Below are 21,977 nucleotides of genomic sequence, written 5' to 3'. Positions count from 1 at the left end.
TGGGTTTCTAAATTTCTTACTTAAGACGCTCAAAATTGAACACTAGATAACCAGTCTCCCCATCCAAATCCAACGGCATCCGCATCGTCAACTGGTCCGCGTCAGCGTACGACAAATCCAACCGGTAGCCTGCCGTAACGTTGCTCGGCTTATCACCCGGATAAATCTTCTTGAATTGGAACTTCGGTTCGCCATTGCCCTTACCCGGATTATAAATGGACCATACAATGTTCCGAACCGCACCAGGCGCACAAAGCGTCCCTTCCGCATCAAACGTGATACTTCCCTTTCCGTTATTAGGCAGGTTCCAAACGCTGCCTATAAAACATTCCGCAGGTGCCTCTTCGAAAATCGTCTTTACACTATAGGCTGTGGGGACATTTTCCTTATCTACAGAATGCAGCACCCATTGGCCCTTCACACCACTACGCCACGAAGCAGCGGTAGGTGAGCCATCTACCGTACCTTGTTGGGCCGTACAGGACATTAATAAAAAAGAAGCCGATATGAGGACTACGAAAAAAGACAACGTTCTGTTCATGGTATTAAACTAACTGGTGGATTACAAAATCAAGCCGCATCACGACGTAAAGATAACGGATTCAGCCATAAAATGAATTATTTTTATGTCCAAAGGGGATATTCATGTATGTTTGTTTGCAAAAGACATATTATCCACTTCGCATGGCAATCCAGTCCAAAAACCATACCATCAGTCAATTTGCGGCAAAATTATTGGTACGGCTGTTCATTTTGCTGCTATTATTTGCCTTCGCTCCCGTGGTGCTCGAGCAAGAGACCACGCGGTCGTACAGCGAAACTTTCATATATATAGAAAACAAATGGGCACTTATATTTCCTGCACTGCTCTTTATCAGTTTTCTGGTCCTGCTTTTCCTCACCCTTCGCCACAAGTATCAGAAAGCCGATCTCAATTGGATGTTGTCTTTAAACACTGTGCTCTTGATCGTCTACGTGACGATGATATACGTGAGGTTATATCCTATTATCTTCGGTTGACAAATCATATGATAATCGTCTCCTTTTTTTAACTTTGCCCCGCTATGTACGGTCCTTTTCGGACATTTACCTGATAGTGTTACAATAGTATCTATGACGCAGAAGCAGCTATGGCGAATTACGAAAACCGTTTTCAAGGTTTGTATTACAGCCATTGCGTTATATTGGGTGTTCAGCAAAGTAGAAACTGACTATCACGAGCAGGCGATGGAAAATATCAGTGCGGGTTCCGATGAATACCCGCCCAGTTTTTGGCAATTCATCAAACAGACGATCCTCAGCTCCAATCCGTTTTTCTTGGTCCTTGCCTTTCTTGCATATGGATGTTCAATTGTGATTGCTTCGTCGCGCCTCAACGGCTTTTTCAAGGGAGTGGGCTTGGAGCTCTCCGAACGGTATAATTTCAAGCTGTACCTACTGGGGTTATTCTACAACCTTTTTCTACCGGGTGGCGTGGGTGGTGATGGCTACAAGATTTATTTCCTGCGTCGTAAATTCGAGGTAAAGGGCCGCAAACTCCTATCGGCCGTGTTCTTTGACCGTCTAAGTGGACTATGGGCACTTTGCCTCATCACTGCAGCGCTCGTGATTTTTATACCACGGCTCCAAATTCCAAATGAGGTCCCTATCGTTGTCGTCATCATCGGCTCGGTTGCCTATTACACGATTATACGCAGGTACTTCTCCGACTACAGCAAACGTTTTGTCCGTACGCACCTCAAAGCATTGGGGACGCAATCGATGCAGGTGATTTGTGCTATTTTTTTGCTTTATGCCCTGGCTTTCGACGGCAAATTTGCCCCTTATCTGCTCATGTTCCTACTTTCTTCGCTGGTGGCGGTGGTACCTTTTACGGTGGGCGGTCTTGGTGCGCGTGAAATGGTGTTTGTTTTTGGCGCCAAGTATTTCCATCTCGACGCCCACCTCGCTATACTCATCAGTTTGTTATTCTACTTGACATCCGCCCTGTTGGCTTCTACCGGTTCATATTTTATTTTCCGCCCGCAAGGACTGGGCGAAGATAAGCTGCCCGATGCCGCCGACGCGGAACAGGGCCGCATGGACGAGGATGACGAAAATGATTGAATGGATATAACAGTATGGCAACTATCGTACTTACCGGGGCTAGTAAAGGAATAGGATTCGAAACGGCACTGGCGCTGGCCAAAGGGGGCCACGTTGTGGTCGCCCTCTCCCGCTCACGAGATGGATTGGAAAAACTGCGGGAAACGTCACTGAAGCATGCCGCCAATGCAATCGTCCATCCCCTTGTTTTTGATATCGTGCACGGCGATTATAAGAAAGACTTCCTACCTTTTCTGATGGAAAAGGTGAAACAGGTAGACACATTGGTCAACAACGCAGGCACCCTTATCAATAAACATTTCGGAGAAACCTCCATAAATGACTTTTCCGCTATGATAGAAGATAATCTATTGGGGCATGTGCGCATGATTCAGCACCTGCTCCCATTGATGCCACCCGATAGCCATATCGTTAATATCGGCAGTATGGGTGGATTTCAGGGGAGCGTCAAGTTTCCCGGACTGGCTGCTTATTCGGCCAGTAAGGCTGCTTTGCATGCCCTCACCGAATGTTTAGCGATGGAACTTGAAGACAAAATGATAAAAATAAATTGCTTGGCTTTGGGTTCGGCACAAACAGAAATGTTGGCAAATGCGTTTCCCCAATATGAGTCGCCGGTTACGGCGCACGAAATGGGCGCCTATATCGCCCAATTTGCGCTCACCGGCCACCGGCTCTTCAATGGCAAAATCTTACCGGTGGCAGTAACTACACCGTGAAATAACATGGCACGAAACCAGTTGACACCAAAAAAAGCAAACAAAAAAGGCTAAGTTTGCGGCTTTCAATAGATACACCAAGGTATTCCACACATGAGAAAATTCGCCGGATATATCCTCTCTCCTATTTTTTACCTGCTTTTCGGCATCATCATCACTGTATTCCATCCCATCCAATGGTTGTGCCTTAAATTGGGAGGATACCCTGCACATAAGCGATGTGTAGACGTCCTCAACATGTGCCTGCTTGCCACATACTATGTATTGGGCAATACGATAACCTTTATCAATCGGCAAAACCTGCCGGTTGGACGGCCCATACTTTTTGTGGCCAACCACCAAAGCATGTATGACATCCCACCGCTGATTTTCTTCTTGCGTAAACATCACGGCAAGTTCATTTCAAAGATCGAACTGGCGAAGGGCATCCCCAGCATATCGTTCAATCTGCGCCATGGCGGGGCAGCTAATATCGACCGCAAGGACCCCAAGCAGTCCATTGCTGAAATCCTGAAACTGGCCAATAACATGAAAACCAAAAACTGGTCGGCGTTCATTTTCCCCGAAGGCACCCGTGCCAAAACGGGGATCATCAAGCCATTCAATGTGGGCGGTATCGCCACCATATTGAAAAAAGTACCGGAAGTCCTGGTGGTGCCCGTGGCTATCAACAATTCGTGGCAAATGGTACGTTACGGCTTTTTCCCACTCAACACGTTCACACGGATGTCATGGGACGTACTTGAACCCATCGAGCCTCGGGGACGCCCTGCAGAAGACGTGGTGGCGGAAGTAGAAGAAAAAATCAGGAGCCGGATTGGAAAATTGACGATCAATTGACCCGCCTTCCTTTCCACTGATATTTACCCAAGTTCCCGGCAATACCGATATACACCATATAAACGATGTGCAGCAGGGTCAATATGGGCAGGTAGGCCAATAAATCCATCCGATTGGCAAACCGGCATAGCGGATACAGGAAGAAAGCCTCCACTGCCAACTTCAAGGTTACAGCGATAAGAAATCCACCAATGAGATAGCTTACATCCAACAGAAACGGAGCCAATCCGGTAAGCAACAACAACAGGTTAAAGATCCATATGGCTAGGCCCAATGCCACGATTCCCTTATTTTTATAGTGTGTGCTCTTGGATGCCCACCGCCGCCGTTGGTTGATGAAGCCGCGCAAACTCCTTTTGGCGTCGGTATACACAATGGCATCCCTTGATTTGCAAAACCCTATCTTGTCCGGATACCTACTAGCGACCTTATGCAAAAACAGCTCATCATCGCCTGAGGCAAGGTGGTCAATCCCGTTAAAGCCACCCAATTCGTAAAACACATCACGGCGATAGGCAAGGTTAGCCCCGTTGCAGGTGGATGCGTGCCTTTTACCAATCCCCGCTGCGCCTAACCCGATTAGGTAGAGGAACTCCAGCGTTTGCAATTCTTCGAAAAACCCCTTTTGCTGGGAGTACACTACGGGTGAGGAAACCAACACAGCCTCCTTTTCCTCAGCATAGGTAACCACGGTAGCCAGCCAGTCCTTTTCCATCCGGCAATCGGCATCGGTAGTTACGATCAATTCACCTGTGGCCATCTGAATCGCCATCGATATCGCTTTTTTCTTGTATGAATTTAGAGGCTCTGATTCGTTTAGTTTCAAGAGTTTCACACCATTTTCGGCAAATGAGCGTACAATGGCCGCTGTATCGTCGGTGGAGTGGTCGTCCACTACGATGATCTCAAGCAGTTCCTTTGGGAAATCCTGCGCCAATATGTCCGAAAGGGTACGGCCGATATTGGCCGCTTCGTTGCGCGCTGCTATCAAGACGCTTATCTTCGTCTTCGGAGTACCTTTCCTAGAAAAGGATGGCAAGGCAGACCATCCCGCCCGCATGTAACATACCAGCACCGCATATATTCCGGCGAATACAGCTAATGCGATACTAATTAGTTGTGTCGCCAAAGAAATTGATTTTTAAGACAAACACTGATCCCAAAATGGCGGGCAATATAAGGTTAATAAACCAAACACAAGAAGCGATTGCCATCACAGCAATGTCCTGATCGGTAATATGCGCATATAGATAGCTTGCCGTGACACTGCGCACACCGAAATCAAACAGGTCGAGCGTAGGCAATGCCGCCTGTACGAAAAACAGGATAAAGATAAGCAGCAACATAGGGAGGAACTCGATATCGGGGATGATGACCAGCATCAAGATACAATATTGCGAAGTGAAGATGACAAACCTAGCAAGTGAGTTTAGAAAGACGGTTGTCAGTTCCCTCCGGCTATAACGGGTAAGGATTTCGAAAAAACGGTGGAATTTGCGCAGGAATCCGATCCGTTGCATCCAGCTATTAATCCACCTCACGTTAAAATACAATAGTAGGAAAAAACCTGCGTATAGGCCCGCGGCCAGCCAAATGGCGATACCGCCAACGGGACCCACACCAAAAAACCGGTTGACAAACCATGCGATGCTGAGCGAACCAGCTACACTGGTGAGTACCAGTTGGGCCAATGCTCCCACACCCATCGCCACCACACCGAAAATACGCTTGCGGGGTTGGAGAAACATGACCCGGCCACCATACTCGCCAATGCGGTTCGGCGTGAAAACAGCCCATGTTAATCCGCAAAAAACAGATTGCGTAGCCCGCCATACACTTATCCGCTCGATAGGACGGCAAAGGTACTGCCACTTCACCACCTCCAAAAACCAGTTGGCAAACATTAACGTTATAACCACGGATAAGGTGGTCACCACCGTTTGGGTGCCCAGGTTATGCATCAGCCGCTCAAACTCTTTCAGGTTTTGGTGGTTGTTGAGCTTTTGGTAGAGCACCCAAGCCACCAATGCTAAAATGGCAACCTTCAGTGCAACGCCCAGCGTCTTCTTTGTCTTATTAGTCAAACCCGAATGATTATAACGTGCAATGTTACTAATTTATCCGTTCCGTTCCCAACGGAATGATTTATGGAATTAATCGGCGTAGCGCATCCATAATGAAACAGGAGATTTTATTTTCCTGTCGGATAAAAACATGACGGCCGTTTGTTTCACTTTTTCGTTCACTAATCTTCATCGTTATGGATTATCCAAAGCAGGATATATTCAGCCAAGTTTGGCTGGATATCGTTTTCGAGGGACGCAATAAGCAATACGGCGCTTACGTATTGCGCCGAGATGCGTCAAAAACGGCGATGCTGGCATTATTTATTGCTTCTACCGTTTTCGTTGTTCTATTACTGGCGCCCATGATTCAGCAGCGTCTCGTTCCTCGCCCGCCGCTGGCCACGGATCCGTTTGACAAAATACACATCGTCGAACTGATTTCGCCGCCACCGATCGAGAAACCCCTCCCCCAACCACCCGCAGCAGCGCGCCCCCTACCGCGTACAAGCCAGGTCCGCATGCCACCCCCGGTGGTAGTGAGTGCAGCAATGGCTACAGAAGACCTCCCGTCGACCGAGACACTTCAATTGACCAATCCTGGTCCGGAGACTATCGAAGGCAGCCCCGGGGCGGAAATCCACATCGACATCCCCGCGGGACATGCTGATAACGACGCGATGATGACGGAGGCCGCCGGCCAAGTAGATGACCTGTTCGTGGCCGTAGAAATCGAACCCGCTTTCCCTGGCGGCATGGAAGCATTTTTCAAGTATGTGCAGAAAAACTATCGATATCCGGCACCGGCGGTCGAGTCGGGGGTAAAAGGCCAGGTGATCCTGTCGTTTATTGTGGAACGCGACGGCTCGCTTACGGATATACATATTGTGCGTGACCTTAAATTCGGCACCGGCGAAGAGGCTGTGAGGTTGCTAAAAGCATCACCTAAGTGGAGTCCTGGCATCCAGAACGGACGGAAAGTCCGTGTGGCCTATACCCTGCCCATCGCCCTCGACCTTAGCCGGTGAATATAGGAATTGCAACAAACGATTCAGCGGCCTGCCCATTGGCGGGCCGCTGATTTACAACACCGGATAGCACGGATACACCCTGTTCAATTATCTGCAAACAGCGACAAGTTATACGGAAAAACCCTAATATTGCACCATGCAAAAAACGGCAAAGGTGGAGCGGATTATTTTGGGAATCGACCCCGGCACTGCCATTCTGGGCTACGGCATCGTTAAAGAAGTAGGCAAACAGCTGTCGCTCATCAATCTTGGCATCATCAAATTAGACCATCTGGACGATCATGCGCTCAAATTGCAACGTATTTTCGAGAAAATCAGTGTGTTGATCGAACAATACCAACCTGACTGCATGGCACTGGAAGCTCCTTTTTATGGAAAGAACATACAGGTCATGCTTAAGCTCGGCCGGGCGCAAGGCGTAGCCATGGCCGCCGCTTTGAGTAAAAACATTCCTATTTTCGAGTATGCACCGCGGAAAATCAAACAATCCGTTACCGGCAACGGGAATGCGGCCAAGGAACAGGTAGCGGCCATGCTTAAAACTTTATTGGGATTTGACGAAACACCCCAGTTTCTGGATGCCACCGACGGATTGGCGGTCGCGGTCTGCCATGCATTCCAAAACCAGCGGGCAGGGAGCGCAAAAGGGAACTACTCCGGATGGGCAGCCTTTGTAAAGGACAATGCCGACCGCCTCAAGTAACCCCTCAAAGCTTCACCTGCCTGATGACATTCTTTATATTGAGCTCAATGATATCGGTCATGGTACGGCATTTCAGGTACTGCCCATTCCGGTAGTACTGCGCATACCCTTCCCTAAGTTGCCTTACATTCTCCGGCGAGGATAACTCTTCCGTATTGGAAACATCGCGCAATGCCGCGATGCGGTGGCGCTCACTACGTACCCGGTGCACGATGGACGATCGCTCTTCCTGCTGGTATTGCAAGGCAGTCCGGTCTGTAAGGTGCTCCATACACAGCTGCACATAAGCGAGGTTGTCTTTGAAAAACTGGGGCATGTACACTTTGGGATTCCCTTCATAAAACTGCTGGTCAAAATCGATGGCGCGTATCCGAAATTGGAAATCATCGAAATCCGGCGTGATCTGCACAACGAAGTTATACGAACGCATATCGCCCAACAGCGTGATGAAACACCGTTCATTGAACTTCACAAATTCCTTGGCAATCCGTTTGGGGTTATAATCCGGATTGTACATCAACGACTTGGGAAACACATCGCCGGGAATACCCACAATATGCTCTTCCACGAGTGTCTGTTCCCCCACCAGATAATTTACGGTATTGGGCGAGATGATTTGCTCCAATTCCAGACCGTATATCCGCGACGCATCGACTTGTTTTACATAGAAATAATCATACACATCGTTCAGTCGGTTTACAATACGTATCCTAAACGGGTGTGTATTGCCAAATGCACAATATTCGACACGGTCTATATATTTGTGTTCTACAATGCGGGTGTTACCAGACGCCTTTAATTCCGCATAGATGATTTTAAGTCCGTTGTACAAGTTTTCCTGGATATGCGGCGGATATATCGGTGTTTCCCATAGGGTATCGCGACCGTTCTTATCCATTACCGGCAATGTCTCGTAAAAATCAAGCAGGTCTTCATAATTAATTGGCATACGGGCTTCACGTTCGTAATGGCGCAGGTACTTACGCAAGGCCGGACTCACTGCATATACCGGTTTCTTCCGGGAAATCTTAACGTCTTCCATCTTCTATTAATGAACCACTTGTTGTTAAGTAAAGGTACGCTTTTGACACGACACCCTGAAAAATTGAAATATTTTCATAAATAATCGAAATTTAGTGCCTATTTTTGAGGAATTGGCAACAAACACCTATTATAACAATTGAATTAAGCAAAAATCGAAATTTGGATATAAAAGCAAGAAGCTCCCCGGGGAAGGGAGCTTCTAAGCTAACCAATTATAAACCTATATTTAATTAAGGGAGGGCAGCACGAAAAACAAGTCGTTCGTATATTTTACATTGACTTATTGATACAAATTTAATAAAACACTCAATATAATGAAGTTTTTTTATAAAAAAATTGTATTTTTACCAAAAACACAAGAAATTATAACATAATTTATCAAAATAATTATTAATTATGGAAAAACGCAACGATAATTACGAGTTAGATAACCTAGATACACAGATTTTATCTATTTTAATGAATAACGCCTCCATACCATACACCGAAATTGCAAAAAAACTAATTGTTTCAGGCGGAACCATCCACGTACGCATGAAAAAAATGGAGGAACTGGGTATCATCAGAGGATCAAACCTGGTCATAAACCCGCAGAAAATAGGTTTTGACATCACCGCATTCCTTGGTATTTACCTAGAGAAAGGTTCTCAATACAATAATGCAGTAGAGCAGTTAAAACAGGTGAAAGAAGTCGTGGAACTGCACTACTGCACCGGAACCTATAGTATGTTTGCCAAAATCGTGTGCCGTGACACGACCCACCTGCGGAAGGTCCTCAATGAAGACATTCAGGCCGTGAAGGGCATCCAGCGTACGGAGACCATCATATCGCTGGAAGAAAGCATAAAAAGACAGATCAGTCTCGCCTAAGATTGCCCGGAGGGATAAATAGGGAGCTATCGCTGAATCACGCCATCCAGCCCTACCTTCACGTCGAACGGATTGCAATACGCATCCAATAGCACCGCCACAAGCAAGCGTGAGGCGGGTCGCTGCTCGTCATATTCCTCTTCAAAGTGGTACCGGCGCTTCCAATTTTTTTGCACCTGTGCTTCCAGTTCATTTCCGCGCTGCCCCACAAACTTGATATAACTGAATAAGTCGGCCACGGTGAAAGTATCAACCTCGGCATGGTTTATAAACCAGATCTGGCTCCTCGAGAACAGCGTATTTAGCAAGGGTTTAATCTCTCCGGCAGTAACAGGTGCATCAGCGTCAAAATACAGCCCCCCGTCTTCACCTTTCCTTCCCTGCAACATGCCCGTGGCGCCCATCCGTTGGATTGCATCGAAATGGGGGCTTTCCAGGGGCACATCCACAAAAGGCACCAGCCGAGCCCCATACTGCAATAGCTCGCCCTGCACGCTGCGTGTATCTAACTTGTCGGGCGTAGTTTTGAAAAAAGCTGTGTACGACGCTGCTGCGCCCACGGCCTGCCCTATATGCATCAACAAAGGGATATCGCCTTCGGTATAGGTTGATAACCGCTGCACGGCGGGTATGAGCCGGGTTAAAAACAGGCTATGCTCGCCCGCTGGCACGAGTGCCGCCAAGGGTAGTGAATAGCCATGCCCATCGCGCTCGCCAACGGCTACTCCCGTACGGGCGAGCCCATCATAGGGTACCGATCGGAAATAATCATCCCGTATATCGGTCCTCACATGGAAACTATCCAACGTACCATATGCCATTGCGTAGAGCTGCCCGTCTGTAGTTGCGTCTACTACACTCCGTACCTTGAAACGGCGGCGGTCATTCAGCTCGACTTGCCAATTTTTCCCGGCTTTTTTTACCGAGCGGAGCGTGCCTCCCCGGATGACGGTTAAGTTGTTGAATGTCCTTAGCACACTATCGACCACATCCTGCATGAGTCGGGGATTTATCCGCCGTTTCACTGCCGCCGCGATCGAATCACTGGGTTTCTCCCGCTTGGTCGCTGCCAGCAGGCCAGCCCATACGCCTCCATCTAAATGGGCATTGGTGGTAATGGAAAGGGATTCCGAGGTCAATTCTGGCACGACACGATCCCCATTGACTACCCATATGATGTTCAGGTTTGACATGGCCGATTGGAGTGCGGCCGCATACGCATCCGCCCCATAACCATACACCAGCACCTCCGGCCGCTTACGCTGTGCACTTCCCAAGAATGGGATGATTAAAAGCATGCAAAAAAGGACGTATCGTTTATTCATACTTACTGATTTAGAAAGAAAGACGTAAAATTAGACATATTTGCTTCAGTAAGGTTTATTTTTTGTCTAATTACTTTTCGTATTTCCAGTTTGTTGTCTCAACGGTTTTTATCCCGTGGATCATTCGCATCCCGGATATCCTTTTCTAACTTCAGACTTCAACCGAAAACAGCTACCTTTGCGTTATGGAAAACGAAGAAAAATCCCTCAATTTCATAGAAGAGATCATCGAGGAAGATATCCAGCAGGGTAAACATAGTGGGAGGGTACTGACCCGATTCCCCCCCGAACCGAATGGCTATCTGCATATAGGCCATGCAAAGTCCATTGTGCTCAATTTCGGATTGGCACAGAAATACGGAGGCAAGACGAACCTGCGTTTCGATGACACCAATCCGGTAACCGAAGAAACGGAGTACGTGGAGAGCATAAAACATGACATTGCGTGGTTGGGATTCCAATGGGTGGAAGAATTATACACATCCGACTACTTCGATACACTGTACGATTTTGCCGTTAAACTTATCAAAAAGGGATTGGCTTATGTAGACGATAGCACATCGGAAGCTATTGCCGCTTCCAAGGGCACACCCACGGAGCCCGGCACGCCCACCCCCTACCGAGACCGGAGTGTGGACGAAAACCTACGCCTATTCGAAGAAATGCGCGATGGGAAATATAGTGACGGTGCAAAAGTGCTACGGGCAAAAATTGACCTTACCAATCCCAACATGCACCTGCGGGACCCCCTCCTTTACCGCATAAAACATGCGCACCATCACCGCACGGGCAATAATTGGTGCATCTATCCCATGTACGATTTCGCACATGGACAAAGCGATTCGATCGAACAGATAACACACTCGGTCTGTACCCTCGAATTTATACCACACCGGCCGCTTTACGATTGGCTGATCGAAGAGCTGGAAATATTCCCTTCCAAGCAGTACGAATTTGCACGGCTCAATCTAAACTACACGGTAATGAGCAAACGGAAGTTGCTCCAGCTCGTCAATGAGAAGTATGTGGAGGGCTGGGATGACCCGAGGATGCCCACCATCAGTGGATTGCGCCGTCGGGGTTACACCCCTGCAAGTATCCGCAATTTCTGTGAACGTATCGGGGTGGCCAAACGGGAAAACATTATCGACGTTGGGCTGCTTGAGTTCTGCATCCGGGAGGACCTCAACAGGACCGCGTGGCGCCGTATGGCTGTACTCGATCCCATCAAGCTCGTCATCACCAACTACCCCGAAGGGAAAGAGGAGCTATTAACCGGTGAGAACAACCCCGAAGCCGCCGATGGCGAGGGCAGCCGCGGCATCCCGTTCAGTAATACGCTATGGATTGAACGGGAAGATTTCATGGAAAACCCACCCAAAAAGTTCTTCCGGCTAGGCCCCGGATTGATGGTTAGATTGAAGCACGCCTATATTGTCAAATGCGAAGATTTTGTGAAAGATGCAGACGGAAACGTGACTGAAATCCACTGCACATACATCCCCGAATCAAAAAGCGGGGAAGATACCAGCGGCATCAAGGTAAAGGGAACCATCCACTGGGTAAGCGTACCCCACGCCGAAACCGTTGAAGTACGGCTATACGACCGTCTATTCAACGTGGAAAACCCGGCAGCAGAAACCGACTTTCGAGCTACGGTCAATCCGGATAGTCTTCAAATTATCGCGAACGCATATGTCGAGCCCGACTTGTTGAATGCTGTTCCGGGAAAAGGCTATCAGTTTATCCGTAAGGGATATTTCACGCTTGACACCAGGTCGGCACCAGACGAGTTGATTTTCAACCGTACGGTGACCCTACGGGATACATGGGCAAAGGAAATCGGCAAGGAGTAGGGGCGCCGGCAGTTTAAAATACCGCTTCAATAATCCGTTTGGTCGGTTTCGGATTGCCCATGGTATAAAAATGCAGTACCGGGGCATCCATGGCTTTAAGTTCCCTACATTGGTGAATCATCCACTCGATGCCAACCTCACGGACATCCTGTTCCGATTTGCAGGCATGTACCGCTTCGCTCAGTGCCAGGGGAATATCCAAGTGGAAAACCTTGGGAAGGCTGACAAGCTGTTTGCTGCTTGTCAATGGCTTCAAACCGGGGATGATGGGCACGTGGATACCGTTTGCCCGGCATTTGTCAACGAACGCTTTATATTTACTATTGTCAAAAAACATCTGGGTTACGATAAAATCGGCCCCCAACTCCACTTTCTTCTTCAGGTACCTGAAATCGGTATCCAGATTGGGCGACTCAAAATGTTTTTCGGGATACCCGGCTACCCCGATGCAAAAATCGGTCTTTTCCGAATTTTCCATATCCTCGTGGAGGTACCGGCCATTATTCATACTAACCACATGCTGCAACAAGTCAGAGGCGTACGCATGGCCCCCCGGGGTGGGAATGAAAGAACTATCACTCTTGCGCGCGTCACCCCGCAGCACCAACACGTTGTCAATACCTAGAAACTGTAAATCAATGAGGGCATTCTCCGTTTCCTCCTTCGTAAACCCCCCGCAAATAAGGTGGGGCACGGCGTCAACCTTATACTTATTCATGATGGCCGCGCAGGTGGCCACCGTACTTGGTCGTTTCCGGTACGCCACCTTTTCCAACAACCCATTGGGGTGCTGCTTGTAAATGTAATCTTCGCGCAGGTAGGTCACGTCAATAAAAGGCGGAGCGAACTCCATCAGTGGGTCGATGGCATTAAAGATAGACTGTATACTCTGCCCTTTTATGGGCGGTAGTATCTCAAACGAGTAAAGGGTTTTACCCTTGGCATTTTTAATGTGTTCGGTTATCTTCATATCGCCGGGCCTTACTAAAGCAGCCGCCAAACTTAGCCAAATTCTTTTTTAATGCAAAGTGAATTTGTCGCGCGGCGTACGCCGACGGAACTCAAGAATAGATATCGATCAGCCCTTCGGGCAAATCGACTTCGAGCGTGTTGGTTTCCTTATCGATGGACAACATCCATTCATCGGTTAACGGGAACAGCACCTCATTCCCCTTGTGGATCACCGTAGCCACAAATTGCTGCGGGTATTGGTGTACCTCACTGATTTCGCCCAACGTACCGCATGTTTTATCCACTACCGTATACCCTTTCAGATCAGTCAACCGAAAATCGTCGGGGTGGCGTTCAGGAAACTTATTGTTCGGCAGGTAAACGTGCTTTCTCACTAGCGACTTTGCGGCATCAATATGATTCACATCATCAAAGAACAGGTAGGCGGTACGGTTAGGCAATACATTGGCGTTCGCTACGAAATAAGGCACCAACTTGCCACCAACCTGCAGGAACAACACATCGAGCTCCAGACTTTTATAGTCCTCAAACTCGAAGAACAACTGTACCTCGCCTTTGAGCCCGCGTGTCTTACTGATATACCCAATATAAAAATGGTCTGCTATTTCCATTTCGAAATGCTGCTAATTTGTTATTGTTGATCAAAACAGAAAGGCCGCTCGGGATGGATTTGGTTTCCTTCCTGAGCGGCCTCTTCCATGCTGGATGAATAAACGTTTATTCTTCAGCTTTTTTCTCTTCGTCAGCAGGGGCCTCTTCGGCGGCGGCTTCTGGTTCGGCAGCAGCTTCAGGAGCAGCCGTTTCAGCAGCTTCTTCCGCAGCAGGTTCGGTCGCTTCAGCAGCAGGAGCAGCCGTTTCTTCTGCTACCGCTGGTGCCTCTTCAGCCGTTGCTTCTACTTCTTCAACTTCAGGCGTTTCTTCCGCCGGTGGTGTGTTCTTCGCAGCTACCGCGGCAGCTACCGCAGCTTTGCGTTTCGCCTCAGCAGCCAAAGCAGCTTTCTTAGCTTCTGCCTTGTTCTCTGCGAGGTTGTCTTGCTTACCTTGTATTTTCGCTTCTTTAGCGCTCAGCCATTCTTCGAATTTGGCATCCGCAGCCGTTTCATCAAAAGCGCCTTTTTTCACGCCGCCCAACAAATGCTTTTTGTAAAGGACCCCTTTATACGATAGAATCGCACGGGTTGTATCCGTGGGTTGCGCTCCTTTATCCAACCAATCGAGTGCCTTATCGAAATTCAAATCGATGGTAGCGGGATTTGTGTTGGGATTGTACGAGCCGATACGCTCGATAAACTTACCGTCACGCGGTGAACGTGAATCGGCCACCACTACGTGGTAGAAAGGTTTCCCCTTTTTACCGTGTCTTTGCAATCTAATTTTAACTGCCATTCTTTTTTGTTAATTATGTATCCAACATAGTCCCCGGTAGCGTTTTGCTGCGGGGCTGCAAAGATAATTAATTATTTGATAACTAAGCATTCCGCGCATTTTATTTTTCGGCCTACCGCTCATAACCAAACCGCTTCAGGTAGTTATCTTTTTTCCGCCAATCGGGGATTACTTTCACAAAAAGCTCCAAGAACACCTTTGTTTGCAGAAATTCCTCGATGTCTTGCCGCGCATAGGTACCTACCTTTTTAATCATGATACCCCCCTTGCCAATGATGATGTTCTTTTGCGAATCGCGTTCGACAATGATTTCAGCGCTTATGCGGGTGATATGCTCCTCTTCTTTGAATGCGGTAATAACCACTTCCGTGCTGTAAGGGATTTCCTTTTCGTACAATTTAAATACTTTCTCGCGGATAATCTCCGAGACGAAAAAACGCTCATTCTTGTCAGTAAGAGCATCTTTCTCGTAATAAGGAGGGTGCTCCGGCAGATGGTCGAGGATAAACTGCATCACCGCCTGGATGTTATGGTCGTGCAGCGCAGATATGGCCAAGGTTACCTTCGGAGCTACCGTCTCTTGCCAGTAACGGATCTTGTTTTGCACCTCCTCTGCCGTGGACTTGTCGATTTTATTAATCAGTACGGCTACCGGCGATTCCGTTTTCTTGAGTTTTTCGATGATATCGCTTTCATCGTACCGTTCGTGTATATCGGTAACCAATAAGATGATATCTGCATCAATTAATGACCCCTGCACCGCATTCATCATGGATGCTTGCAATGTATACGCCGGTTTAATTACACCGGGCGTATCCGAAAAAACAACCTGGTATTCCGGCTCGTTGACAATGCCAATAATGCGATGTCGGGTGGTCTGGGCTTTGGGGGTGATGATCGACATCTTCTCACCCACCAACGCGTTCATTAAGGTAGACTTACCCGCGTTGGGCTTTCCGATAATACTAACGAAACCTGCTTTGTATGGCATTTTTTTCAATCTTATTTGCTTTGCAAAGAAACAAATTATATCTTTGCAGTCCAATTCGGAAAAAGAATTGAAAAAGCCCGCAGCGATTGCAGGGGTTCAACATAAAGAAACGATAGTGCGGGGTGGAGCAGTTGGTAGCTCGTCGGGCTCATAACCCGAAGGTCATTGGTTCGAGTCCAATCCCCGCTACCACCAAGAATAGGGCTTTTAGATGTACATCTGAAAGCCTTTTCTTTTTGTCACAAATCACTAACAACAAGCAATATACAAAAAGCAACGGATTTATTTCTGTGGTTCGACTTTTACCTGTTTTCGTGCTGTAACTAATGCCTGAAGGGCAGCGTAAAACTGGGTGCGTTGCTTGGTGTTATAATCCGAAGAAACCCACTTTAAAGGCAATTCAAGACCCCGTATGTAGCATATACCCTTGCCATAGCTATATTTTCCGCTTGCATCAATAGTAGATGTAACGACTTCTTTTAAGGACTCGTGGCTTTTTTGTAACCTTTCTGGTCCATGTTCACCCTAACCATCCAGTAACATATAAATACGAAAAGTCATGGAATCGAAAAATGCACAGCAATCGTTAAAACAAACATTCAACCTGTTAAAGTACACCTTTGTTATCGTACCCATCGTAGCGGGGGCGGACAAATTTACCAACCTGCTTACCCACTGGGACCAGTACCTGAACCCGTCAATGGCTAGCCTCCTGCCATTTTCAGCAGCAACCTTTATGATGGTTGTGGGCATTATTGAAATCGTTGCCGGCCTCATTGTGCTAAAAAAACCCGAGATTGGCGGATACATTGTGGCTGCGTGGCTCACCGTCATCGCCCTCACGCTATTGGCCGGCTTCAATTATGTGGATGTTGCTGTGCGTGACCTGGTGATGGCAATCGCTGCCCTGTCAATGGCGAGGATTGCCAAAATAGTAGCATAAACATGGTCCCATCTGAAAAATTAACCGAAGCAGAAATCATTTGGCGGGTTATGGGCGGCGAAAAGGCCCTCTATGAAATTATTGTTCGGCGGTTCAACCCTTATCTGTACAAAATCGGCCGGTCATACAACTACAATCACCAGGACACGCAGGACCTCATGCAGGAAACCTTTATTGACGCATACAGGAGTCTGTCGCAGTTTGAAGGCCGCGCTAATTTCAAAACATGGATTATCCGTATCATGATGAATAACTGCTACCGGAAAAAGGAAAAGTCAGGTTTTAAGAACGAAGTCATGCAGGATGTAAACGACCAATCGACACCCATGTTTACCCATACTCACAGCGATACGGACAGCATCGTCCAGAACCATGAATTGGGGCATATTATTGAAAACGCGCTTGGGAAAATCCCCCTTGATTATCGGATGGTCTTCTCGCTGCGGGAGATAAACGGACTGAATGTGGCGGAAACCGCCGAAATGCTCCACATCAGCAAGGCTAATGTAAAGGTACGGTTAAACAGGGCAAAGACTATGCTGCGCGGTGAAATAGAAAAGACCTATTCCGCCAGTGAACTGTTCGAGTTCAACCTGATTTACTGCGATGCTATGGTGGAAAATGTCATGAAGGAAATAAACGGACTTTGATTATGCTATCTATGCAGGAAATTACAACCATCAATCCGGTCAATACCGTAACGGATACACCGCTTCGCGCCGATTACACGTCGCCTATATTCCCTACGACAAGGTCATCGGCCTATCCAAGATCAACCGGTTGGTACAGTATTACGCCAAACGCCCGCAGGTGCAGGAACGGCTGACCATGCAGATCTCATCCGCAATGAAAGAAGCCTTGCGGCATAACGATGTGGGGGTCGTTATAGAGGCCGACCATCTGTGTGTAGCATCGAGGGGCATCAAAGACACCAACAGCCGCACCGTCACAGCCAGTTACTCGGGGCAATTCGAGGATCAAGCTATAAAACAAGAATTTTTATCACATATACACGATACTAATATAATATACAATGGAGCGCATTAAAATATTATCTACCGTACACCTCACGCATGATGTGCTGGGGATAACCGCCGAGAAACCAGCTGGAATAACCTATACCCCCGGGCAGGCTGCAGATATATCCATCGGCAAGCAGGGCTGGGAGCAGGAAATGAGGGCATTTACATTTACTTCCCTGCCAGACGATGATCACATTGCGTTTACAATCAAAACTTATCCTGCACGCCATGGCGTAACCGGACAATTGCTTTCACTTACCGAAGGGGATGAATTGATTATCCACGATATTTTTGGAGATATCGCCTATAAAGGCGAGGGTATTTTCATTGCAGGCGGTGCCGGTGTCACACCTTTCATTGCCATCCTGAAACAGCTTGAAAAGGAAAACAGAATCGGTAATAATAAACTTATCTTTGCCAATAAAACCAAAGCGGATATTATCCTTGAAGATTGGTTCAGCCGGCTGTTGGGCGACAACTTCATCAATGTACTATCTGATGAAGAAAACGCGGACTTTCGGCATGGTTACATCTCGGCGGATTTGATTAAACAATATATGGACGGACACCTGGAACATGTCTACCTCTGCGGGCCCGACCCCATGATGCAGGCCGTTGAACAACAGCTCTCCTCCCTGGGAATAACAGGTGGTGCGATTGTGAAAGAGACGTTTTGACAACTATCATGTAAGGTTGTTGTTTCAACTGTTGGCGCCGCTTTGTAACAGTTTTTTGTAGCAACTGTCCGTATGGAAAATATAAAATTAAAGCAACACGAATCCTACATGGGTATATGCATAAACCTCGCCAAAATTGCCCGGCAACGTGGAGAGAGTCCAGTCGGTTCGATAATCGTTCAGAACGGCACCGTCATCGGGGAAGGGATTGAAGGCGGAAAAGCACACGGGGACATTACCTTCCACGCCGAGATCGAAGCCATACGCCATGCCACAAAACAGATTGAAAAACAGGACCTATCAGATTGCATTATGTATACCACACATGAGCCGTGTATTATGTGCTCCTATGTGATACGACATACGAAAATACCAATGGTCGTCATTGGACTTACAACAGGTGAGATCGGCGGATTCAGTTCCCAATTACCGCTGCTGTTGGATGCGACCATTCAAAGGTGGACAAAGCCACCTATCGTTATACACGGTATATTGGAAAAGGAGTGTGCAAGCTTGCACCAATGACTTGGTTATGGTTGTCCTATGACAAATCCTTTGTATTTGCATATTGGGGTCAAAAAAACTGCCTCCGACGTAGAAACAGACTGATTGAACAACGTGTTTATTCGAAGAAGTTATTCGTATCCATAATGGCTTCGTAGTCGGCTAAAAAGTTTGACATTTGTAAAGTTCCCCTACCACTAAGAATAGTGCCGTAATTCGCTAAAAATAATTACTCGGTATTATAATCCGAATAAACCCACTTTAAAGGCAATTCAAGAGCGAATTTTACAACAAAATCGACACTATCATTACCTAGTAACTTTACCTGCCGTGACCAATTCAGACAGACTCCTTTACGTTTGGTTTGTACCGCCATATTTTCAAATAAACCATAAATCGACAGGTTATCCAATTAACTTTGCTGCGTTCAATATTTAATTAGCTATCAACATCATCTCGGACAGAGAATGAAGAAAATATACCTGCTGCTCGCCTGCGTACTGGTTTTACTGACAGGGGAGCTTATCGCACAAACAGGATCCGTCAAAGGTGTCGCTTTTGATAAGATGGCCGAAAGTCCCTTAGCTTTTGTCAGCGTGTCATTGCATCTTGCCAAAGATTCCTCTCTGGTTAACGGTCAGCTCTCCGGATCAGACGGCAGCTTTTTATTTGATAAGGTGAAGCCAGGTGATTACTTCGTGCGGCTGCAATTTTTAGGTTATGAGACTGCTGAATCATCGCGCCAAATGGTTGGAGATAAACAAGTCGTCGATTTGAGCCGTATTGCACTCAAATTGAACCCGCAATTTCTCAACGAAGTGCAAGTGACGGGTCGCCAGCTGCAAAGCGTCAACAAAATCGATAAGCAGGTTTACCGGGCGGAGCAATTCGAGGCTGCCAAGGGAGGTACGGCCATCGACGTGATCCGTAACATGCCGTCGGTTTCGGTAGATGGTCAGGGCCAAATCACTATGCGGGGTGCCCAGGGGTTCCTCGTGCTGGTCAACGGAAAACCTGTACAGACCGATGCGGCCACAGTCCTTAGTCAGCTTCCGGCAAACCAGGTTGAAAACGTCGAATTGATTACCTCGCCCTCAGCGAAATACGACCCCGACGGCAGGGGCGGTATCATTAATGTGACGGTCAAAAAAGGGGTGGCTGATGGATTTGCGCTTATCGCTAATATCCAGGGGGGAACACCATCCTCCAATGACTATGGCAATGCCGAAAGGCAGCAGCGCTACGGCGCCGATGTAACGGCAAACTTTCGGAAAGGCAAATGGGATATCTCGGCAAGCGCCAACTACCTCCGCAATGACAATGCCGGTCTCCGCGATGGGGACGTCTTTACCATCATTGGCGGCCGAAAGACTTCGTTCCCCTCCTATGGTGAACGCAGTTTCGACAAATACAATTACGGCGGGCGGTTCAACGTCATCTTCACGCCGAACACCCGTAACCAGCTATCCGCCGGTTTCTTCGCCGGCCATAAATTCCAGGATCGGATTGCAGACATTGATTATGACAACGTCACAACTGAAGTTGGTACCGGTACCGTCATTGGACGACATCGGTATTTCAATGCCAACCTCCAGAATAAGCAGGGTGATTTTCTCTTGGGTAATCTCGATTATAGCCATACCTTTTCAAGTGGCACCAAGCTTAGTTTTTCTACGCTCTATGAACATGCCGGCCTGAATGGCTCGACCCTTAACCGAAATATCGCGGCGGGCGATACGACACAAAATACGGTAAGCACTTACCGGAACCCGCTGGATGGATTCCGTGGGAAAATTGACGCTGCGATACCCATCGGACAAGGAACTTTGGAAAGCGGCTATCAGTACCGGTTGGATATCCAGGATGGACAATTCTTATATTCGGTAAAGGAAATCGGTGAAACCGGCTTCTCGACAGCACCTGAGTTCACGGGCGATGTAAAGGCAATCAACCAAATTCATTCGGTATACACACAGTATTCGGGCAAGGTCGCCCGGCTGGAATATAGCGGTGGCCTGCGCTATGAATATGCCAATCGCGATTTGGATGTCCACTCCATCAATGATGATAGGTACCTACTGGCATTGCACAATTTTTTCCCTTCTGCCAGCGCGCTGTATAATTTTGATGACGGATGGAAGGTCAAAGCCGGTGTAAGCCGGCGGGTGCAACGTACCAGTAATTTTGAGTTAAACCCTATTCCCGAACGGGAACATTCGGAAACACTGGAACAAGGTGACGTAAATCTGTTGCCTGAGTTTATCTACCTGGCTGAACTCGGGATTATCAACGAATTTAAACAGGGTTCATTTTTTGCAACGGCCTATTTTCAGGATATCAAAAATCCCATCCAACGTGTCAACAGTGTATTTGCCGATACCATTCTGAACCGTGTCTTTACCAATGCCAATCGGGCGAGCCGCATTGGCTTTGAGTTCGGCACCAATTATACACTGGCAAAATGGGCGCAGTTGTACCTGGGCGCCAACGTGTACCATAGCCGCACAACCGGGATTGTTTTGGATTACGTCGAAACCCGTGAGAACCAAGCATGGGTGTATTCGATCAATGGCAACGTCAATTTTCAGCTGACAAGGCAATTCAGTATCCAGGGCAACGTCAATTACCTGTCTGCCAGACCGACCGTACAGGGGGAAGATTCACGTTTCCTTTCCCCCAATCTCTCGCTGAAGCATACGTTTATGGATGGTGCGCTGACGGCACTGGTGCAATGGCAGAACATCGGGATGGGTATTTTGCCGAGCAACGAGCAGCGGATTACTACGTGGGCGCCTGACTTTTATACCACAACCAATTATATTTATGAAACCGATGTGATCATGCTCAACCTTTCGTTTAACCTGAACCGACTAACCCGACAGATCAAGTTACCTGCTAGCGAATTCGGCGAGAAAGAGTTCTAGG

23 protein-coding genes and 1 tRNA gene are annotated in these 21,977 nt (G+C 47.6%); 15 read left to right on the top strand and 9 right to left on the bottom strand.

What is annotated here, in order from left to right:
* Nucleotides 1–16: 16 nt before the first annotated feature.
* Nucleotides 17–541 carry a hypothetical protein gene (locus tag ACEVG1_RS14640; protein WP_374744493.1) on the bottom strand — a complete coding sequence of 175 codons (525 nt, stop codon included), beginning with the start codon at nucleotides 539–541 and terminating at the stop codon, nucleotides 17–19.
* Between the two features lie 143 nt (nucleotides 542–684).
* On the opposite strand from ACEVG1_RS14640, the gene ACEVG1_RS14635 reads away from it, so the two are divergent.
* From ACEVG1_RS14635 to ACEVG1_RS14620, 4 genes are all read left to right on the top strand, one after another.
* Nucleotides 685–1,020, top strand: coding sequence for a hypothetical protein (locus ACEVG1_RS14635; RefSeq protein WP_374744492.1), 336 nt, complete (start codon nucleotides 685–687; stop codon nucleotides 1,018–1,020).
* A 93-nt stretch (nucleotides 1,021–1,113) separates the two neighbouring features.
* Nucleotides 1,114–2,106, top strand: coding sequence for a YbhN family protein (locus ACEVG1_RS14630; protein ID WP_374744491.1), 993 nt, complete (start codon nucleotides 1,114–1,116; stop codon nucleotides 2,104–2,106).
* 14 nt (nucleotides 2,107–2,120) lie between these two features.
* Nucleotides 2,121–2,825 carry an SDR family NAD(P)-dependent oxidoreductase gene (locus ACEVG1_RS14625; RefSeq protein WP_374744490.1) on the top strand — a complete coding sequence of 235 codons (705 nt, stop codon included), beginning with the start codon at nucleotides 2,121–2,123 and terminating at the stop codon, nucleotides 2,823–2,825.
* Nucleotides 2,826–2,918: 93 nt separating this feature from the next.
* Entirely contained in the window at nucleotides 2,919–3,665 is a 747-nt protein-coding gene (locus ACEVG1_RS14620) for a lysophospholipid acyltransferase family protein (protein ID WP_374744489.1), read from the top strand.
* Here the strand turns inward: ACEVG1_RS14620 and ACEVG1_RS14615 are convergent.
* Together ACEVG1_RS14615 and ACEVG1_RS14610 are read right to left on the bottom strand one after the other, a co-directional pair.
* Nucleotides 3,658–4,794, bottom strand: a complete 1,137-nt coding sequence (locus tag ACEVG1_RS14615; protein ID WP_374744488.1) for a glycosyltransferase — start codon at nucleotides 4,792–4,794, stop codon at nucleotides 3,658–3,660. The genes ACEVG1_RS14620 and ACEVG1_RS14615 overlap by 8 nt on opposite strands.
* Complete coding sequence (locus ACEVG1_RS14610; protein WP_374744487.1) at nucleotides 4,775–5,749, bottom strand: lysylphosphatidylglycerol synthase domain-containing protein; 975 nt, start codon at nucleotides 5,747–5,749, stop codon at nucleotides 4,775–4,777. Before ACEVG1_RS14610 ends, ACEVG1_RS14615 begins: the two co-directional genes overlap by 20 nt.
* A gap of 176 nt (nucleotides 5,750–5,925) precedes the next feature.
* On the opposite strand from ACEVG1_RS14610, the gene ACEVG1_RS14605 reads away from it, so the two are divergent.
* Together ACEVG1_RS14605 and ruvC are read left to right on the top strand one after the other, a co-directional pair.
* Complete coding sequence (locus ACEVG1_RS14605) at nucleotides 5,926–6,756, top strand: energy transducer TonB (protein WP_374744486.1); 831 nt, start codon at nucleotides 5,926–5,928, stop codon at nucleotides 6,754–6,756.
* A gap of 139 nt (nucleotides 6,757–6,895) precedes the next feature.
* Nucleotides 6,896–7,462 carry a crossover junction endodeoxyribonuclease RuvC gene (gene ruvC / locus ACEVG1_RS14600; protein ID WP_374744485.1) on the top strand — a complete coding sequence of 189 codons (567 nt, stop codon included), beginning with the start codon at nucleotides 6,896–6,898 and terminating at the stop codon, nucleotides 7,460–7,462.
* Between the two features lie 4 nt (nucleotides 7,463–7,466).
* Here ruvC and ACEVG1_RS14595 read toward each other — a convergent pair whose 3' ends face one another.
* Complete coding sequence (locus ACEVG1_RS14595; protein ID WP_374744484.1) at nucleotides 7,467–8,504, bottom strand: hypothetical protein; 1,038 nt, start codon at nucleotides 8,502–8,504, stop codon at nucleotides 7,467–7,469.
* 398 nt (nucleotides 8,505–8,902) lie between these two features.
* Between ACEVG1_RS14595 and ACEVG1_RS14590 the strand changes: the two genes are divergently transcribed.
* The gene (locus ACEVG1_RS14590; protein ID WP_374744483.1) at nucleotides 8,903–9,376 is read left to right on the top strand and encodes an Lrp/AsnC ligand binding domain-containing protein; all 474 of its coding nucleotides are present in this window, start codon (nucleotides 8,903–8,905) and stop codon (nucleotides 9,374–9,376) included.
* A 26-nt stretch (nucleotides 9,377–9,402) separates the two neighbouring features.
* Here the strand turns inward: ACEVG1_RS14590 and ACEVG1_RS14585 are convergent, their stop codons facing one another.
* On the bottom strand, nucleotides 9,403–10,701 hold the full coding sequence (locus ACEVG1_RS14585) for an FAD-dependent oxidoreductase (RefSeq protein ID WP_374744482.1): 1,299 nt from the start codon (nucleotides 10,699–10,701) through the stop codon (nucleotides 9,403–9,405).
* 185 nt (nucleotides 10,702–10,886) lie between these two features.
* Between ACEVG1_RS14585 and ACEVG1_RS14580 the strand changes: the two genes are divergently transcribed.
* Nucleotides 10,887–12,557 (top strand): glutamine--tRNA ligase/YqeY domain fusion protein, encoded by a 1,671-nt coding sequence (locus tag ACEVG1_RS14580; protein WP_374744481.1) that lies wholly within the window; start codon nucleotides 10,887–10,889, stop codon nucleotides 12,555–12,557.
* A gap of 13 nt (nucleotides 12,558–12,570) precedes the next feature.
* Here ACEVG1_RS14580 and ACEVG1_RS14575 read toward each other — a convergent pair whose 3' ends face one another.
* The 4 genes from ACEVG1_RS14575 to era all read right to left on the bottom strand — a co-directional run bounded on the left by ACEVG1_RS14575 (nucleotide 12,571) and on the right by era (nucleotide 15,906).
* Nucleotides 12,571–13,527, bottom strand: coding sequence for a methylenetetrahydrofolate reductase (locus ACEVG1_RS14575; protein WP_374744480.1), 957 nt, complete (start codon nucleotides 13,525–13,527; stop codon nucleotides 12,571–12,573).
* A gap of 91 nt (nucleotides 13,528–13,618) precedes the next feature.
* Nucleotides 13,619–14,140: a ribosome maturation factor RimM gene (rimM, locus tag ACEVG1_RS14570; protein ID WP_374744479.1), complete on the bottom strand. Its 522-nt coding sequence runs from the start codon at nucleotides 14,138–14,140 to the stop codon at nucleotides 13,619–13,621.
* A 106-nt stretch (nucleotides 14,141–14,246) separates the two neighbouring features.
* A complete protein-coding gene (locus ACEVG1_RS14565; RefSeq protein WP_374744478.1) occupies nucleotides 14,247–14,915 on the bottom strand; it encodes a 30S ribosomal protein S16 in 669 nt (222 codons plus the stop codon).
* 112 nt (nucleotides 14,916–15,027) lie between these two features.
* The gene (gene era / locus ACEVG1_RS14560) at nucleotides 15,028–15,906 is read right to left on the bottom strand and encodes a GTPase Era (RefSeq protein ID WP_374744477.1); all 879 of its coding nucleotides are present in this window, start codon (nucleotides 15,904–15,906) and stop codon (nucleotides 15,028–15,030) included.
* A 116-nt stretch (nucleotides 15,907–16,022) separates the two neighbouring features.
* Between era and ACEVG1_RS14555 the strand changes: the two genes are divergently transcribed.
* The 7 genes from ACEVG1_RS14555 to ACEVG1_RS14525 all read left to right on the top strand — a co-directional run bounded on the left by ACEVG1_RS14555 (nucleotide 16,023) and on the right by ACEVG1_RS14525 (nucleotide 21,976).
* A tRNA-Met gene (locus tag ACEVG1_RS14555) sits at nucleotides 16,023–16,098 on the top strand.
* Between the two features lie 367 nt (nucleotides 16,099–16,465).
* Nucleotides 16,466–16,849 carry a hypothetical protein gene (locus ACEVG1_RS14550; protein WP_374744476.1) on the top strand — a complete coding sequence of 128 codons (384 nt, stop codon included), beginning with the start codon at nucleotides 16,466–16,468 and terminating at the stop codon, nucleotides 16,847–16,849.
* A 2-nt stretch (nucleotides 16,850–16,851) separates the two neighbouring features.
* Complete coding sequence (locus ACEVG1_RS14545; protein WP_374744475.1) at nucleotides 16,852–17,499, top strand: sigma-70 family RNA polymerase sigma factor; 648 nt, start codon at nucleotides 16,852–16,854, stop codon at nucleotides 17,497–17,499.
* A gap of 7 nt (nucleotides 17,500–17,506) precedes the next feature.
* The gene (folE, locus tag ACEVG1_RS14540) at nucleotides 17,507–17,896 is read left to right on the top strand and encodes a GTP cyclohydrolase I (protein WP_374744531.1); all 390 of its coding nucleotides are present in this window, start codon (nucleotides 17,507–17,509) and stop codon (nucleotides 17,894–17,896) included.
* Nucleotides 17,883–18,548 (top strand): flavodoxin reductase, encoded by a 666-nt coding sequence (locus tag ACEVG1_RS14535; protein WP_374744474.1) that lies wholly within the window; start codon nucleotides 17,883–17,885, stop codon nucleotides 18,546–18,548. The genes folE and ACEVG1_RS14535 overlap by 14 nt, the downstream gene beginning before the upstream one ends.
* Before the next feature lie 72 nt (nucleotides 18,549–18,620).
* Nucleotides 18,621–19,073, top strand: coding sequence for a nucleoside deaminase (locus ACEVG1_RS14530; protein ID WP_374744473.1), 453 nt, complete (start codon nucleotides 18,621–18,623; stop codon nucleotides 19,071–19,073).
* Nucleotides 19,074–19,519: 446 nt separating this feature from the next.
* Nucleotides 19,520–21,976, top strand: coding sequence for a TonB-dependent receptor domain-containing protein (locus ACEVG1_RS14525; RefSeq protein ID WP_374744472.1), 2,457 nt, complete (start codon nucleotides 19,520–19,522; stop codon nucleotides 21,974–21,976).
* Nucleotide 21,977 lies beyond the last annotated feature (1 nt).

The organism is Parapedobacter sp. 2B3 (assembly GCF_041925275.1).
Taxonomy (GTDB): domain Bacteria; phylum Bacteroidota; class Bacteroidia; order Sphingobacteriales; family Sphingobacteriaceae; genus Parapedobacter; species Parapedobacter pyrenivorans_A.
This window is presented reverse-complemented; position numbering and strand designations above follow the sequence as displayed.